The sequence below is a fragment of the Streptomyces sp. NPDC034670 genome (genome assembly GCF_055574875.1).
The window spans coordinates 1-3,603 of the sequence record NZ_JBVITR010000026.1 but is presented as its reverse complement, the minus strand read 5'-3'; the positions used below and the strand labels follow the sequence as shown (position 1 = coordinate 3,603).

Below are 3,603 nucleotides of genomic sequence, written 5' to 3'. Positions count from 1 at the left end.
GGCCGGGGTACGGCTCCCCTCCCCGGAGGTGTCCGCGCGCCCCCGTAGACTTCACGCGTGGCAGGACGGATCAACGACGAGGACGTGAAGGCGGTACGGGACGCGGTCCCGATCGACGCCGTGGTGTCCGAGTACCTCCAGCTGCGGAACGCGGGCGGCGGCAACCTCAAGGGCCTGTGCCCCTTCCACGACGAGAAGTCGCCGTCCTTCCAGGTCAGCCCGAGCAAGGGCCTGTTCCACTGCTTCGGCTGCCAGGAGGGCGGCGACACCATCACGTTCGTGATGAAGATCGACCACCTCTCCTTCTCCGAGGCGGTCGAGCGGCTGGCCGCCCAGGCCGGCATCACCCTGCGCTACGAGGAGGGCGGCTACAACCCCGCCCACCAGCGCGGCGAGCGCATCCGCCTGGTCGAGGCGCACAAGATCGCCGCGGAGTGGTACGCGGAGCAGCTCGCGACCTCCCCCGAGGCCGAGACCGGCCGGGTCTTCCTCGCCGAGCGCGGCTTCGACCAGGCCGCGGCCGTCCGCTTCAACGTCGGCTACAGCCCCCAGGGCTGGGACCACCTCACCCGCTACCTGCGCGGCAAGGGTTTCAGCGACAAGGAGCTGATCCTCTCCGGCCTCTCCCAGGAGGGCCGCCGCGGCCCCATCGACCGCTTCCGCGGCCGGCTGATGTGGCCCATCCGCGACATCGGCGGGGACGTCGTCGGCTTCGGCGCCCGCAAGCTCCACGAGGCGGACAACGGCCCCAAGTACCTCAACACCCCCGAGACGGCGATCTACCGGAAGTCCCAGGTCCTCTACGGCATCGACCTGGCGAAGAAGGACATCGCGAAGTCCTCCCGCGCGGTCGTCGTCGAGGGCTACACCGACGTCATGGCCTGCCACCTCGCCGGCGTCACCACCGCCATCGCCACCTGCGGCACCGCCTTCGGCGGCGACCACATCAAGATCCTGCGCCGGCTGCTCATGGACAACGGCAGCGCCCGCGTGATCTTCACCTTCGACGGTGACGCGGCCGGCCAGAAGGCGGCCCTGCGCGCCTTCGAGGACGACCAGAAGTTCGCCGCCGAGACCTACATCGCCGTCGCCCCCGACGGCATGGACCCCTGCGACCTGCGCCTGGCCAAGGGCGACGAGGCCGTCGCCGACCTGGTCGAACCCCGCACCCCGCTGTTCGAGTTCGCCCTGCGCCAGATCGTGGGCCGCTACGACCTGGACACCCCGGCCGGCCGTGCGGCGGCACTGGACGAGGCCGCCCCGGTCGTCGCCCGGATCAAGAACAGCGGCGCCCAGCACGAGGTCGCCGTCCAGCTCGCCGGGATGCTGGGCATCCTCGACACCCAGTTCGTCGTCAAGCGGGTCGCGCAGCTGGCCCGCTGGGCCCGCGAACGCGGCGGCAAGGGCCCCGCCCCCGACCGGCGGCAGCGCGGCGGCGGCCCCCAGCAGTACGTCCCCGCCCCGGCCGCCCCCGCTCCGCGCGGCCCCGCCCTCACCCTGCGCAACCCGGTCTTCGCCACCGAACGCGAGCTGCTCAAGCTCGCCCTCCAGCGCCCGGAACTGGTCTCCCCGGCCTTCGACGCGTACGGCGTCGACGAGTTCACCGCCCCGCCCTACGCGGCCGTGCGCCAGGCCATCCTGGACGCGGGCGGCGCCGAGTACGGCGTGCAGGACCCGCAGGAGTACCTGATCCGGGTCCGCGACGCCGCCCCCGACGACACCGTCCGCGCCATGGTCACCGAACTCGCCGTGGAGGCGATCATGCTGCACCGGGGTGTCAAGGAGGTCGACGAGACCTACGCGGGCGCCCAGCTGGTCACCGTCCGCCGCCGTGCCGTCGAGCGCCGCATCCGCGACATCACCAGCCGCCTCACCCGCCTCGGCACCCAGGGCGACCCGGCCGAACTGGCCTCCGTGCAGAACGAGCTGTGGGTCCTCCAGCAGTACGACCAGGCCCTGCGGGAGCACGGCGCGGCGGCGCTCTGAGCCCCCCGGGGGGCCTCCCCTCCGGGCGCGGGCCCGATGACCGCCCTGTCACGGACCGGACGCAAAAAGTCACCGCACGCCCCTCGTGGGGACGATGTGTCGTACCCCACACTGGGGTGCGGTGCCTGAGTCCTCGGAGCGCGGCCGATCCGTCACCGGCGGGTCCCGGACCCCCGCGGTTCCGCTCATCGCGTACGGGACGGACAGCGGCGAGGCCGCCGACTCCGCTCCCGACGTACCGCTGCCGCCCCTCCCGGCGGCGGCGATCACCCTGGAGGTCGCCCCCGTGCAGACCCAGACCCTCAGCCAGGCCGGCCCGTGCGCGGCCGGCCCGCAGCCGGCCGCGGACGTCCTGGTGGCGGTGCCCGCGCGCAGCCGCGCCGCGCACCGCTCCGGGGCCGGGACGGTCCCCGGGACCCCGCCCGAGCCGGCCGGACCGCCCGCGGACGCGCCGGAGCCGGCCGAGTCCGCCGTCGAGCCCACCGAGCCCACCGAGCCCACCGAGCCCGTCGAGCCTGTCGAACCCACCGAGCCCGTCGAGCTCGTCGAACCCACCGAGCCCGTCGAGCCCGCCGGGGCCCCGCCCCCGCGCCCCGAGACCGGCGGCCCCTCCTCGGACCTGTTCCGCCAGTACCTGCGGGAGATCGGCCGCATCCCCCTGCTCACCGCGGCCGAGGAGGTCGAACTCGCCCGCCGCGTGGAGGCCGGGCTGTTCGCCGAGGAGAAGCTGCGGCTCACGCCCGACCTGGACAGCCGGCTCGCCCACGACCTGGACCGGCTCGTCGTCCTGGGCCGGATGGCCAAGCGCCGCCTCATCGAGGCGAACCTGCGGCTCGTGGTGTCCGTCGCCAAGCGGTACGTGGGCCGCGGGCTGACCATGCTCGACCTGGTCCAGGAGGGCAACCTCGGCCTGATCCGGGCGGTGGAGAAGTTCGACTACGCCCGCGGCTACAAGTTCTCCACCTACGCCACCTGGTGGATCCGCCAGGCCATGTCCCGCGCGCTGGCCGACCAGGCCCGCACCATCCGCGTCCCCGTCCACGTGGTCGAACTCATCAACCGCGTCGTCCGCGTGCAGCGCCGGATGCTCCAGGAGCGCGGCCGCGAGCCGACCCCCCACGAGGTCGCCGCCCAGCTCGGCCTGCCCCCCGAGCGGGTCGGCGAGGTCCTGCGGCTCGCCCAGGAACCGGTCTCCCTGCACGCCCCGGTGGGCGAGGAGGACGACGTGGCCCTCGGCGACCTCATCGAGGACGGCGACGCCGCGAGCCCGGTCGAGTCGGCCGCGTTCCTGTTGCTGAGGGAGCACCTGGAGGCGGTGCTGTCGACGCTGGGGGAGCGGGAGCGCAAGGTCGTCCAGCTCCGCTACGGACTGGTCGACGGCCGCCCCCGCACGCTGGAGGAGATCGGCCGCATCTTCGGCGTGACCCGCGAGCGGATACGGCAGATCGAGTCCAAGACCCTCGGCAAGCTCCGCGACCACGCCTTCGCCGACCAGTTGCGCGGCTACCTGGAGTGACGCGGCGGGGGGGGGGGGGGGGGGGGGGGGGGGGGGGGGGGGGGGGGGGGGGGGGGGGGGGGGGGGGGGGAGGGGGGGGGGGGGGGGGGGGGGGGGGGGGG

At 74.4% G+C, this 3,603-nt stretch carries 2 protein-coding genes; both read left to right on the top strand.

Annotated features, from left to right (window positions below):
* The first annotated feature begins 57 nt into the window (after positions 1-57).
* The gene (gene dnaG / locus ACZ56B_RS18505) at positions 58-1,986 is read left to right on the top strand and encodes a DNA primase (RefSeq protein ID WP_468791130.1); all 1,929 of its coding nucleotides are present in this window, start codon (positions 58-60) and stop codon (positions 1,984-1,986) included.
* Positions 1,987-2,107: 121 nt separating this feature from the next.
* Positions 2,108-3,502 (top strand): RNA polymerase sigma factor, encoded by a 1,395-nt coding sequence (locus ACZ56B_RS18500; RefSeq protein WP_468791128.1) that lies wholly within the window; start codon positions 2,108-2,110, stop codon positions 3,500-3,502.
* Positions 3,503-3,603: the final 101 nt, after the last annotated feature.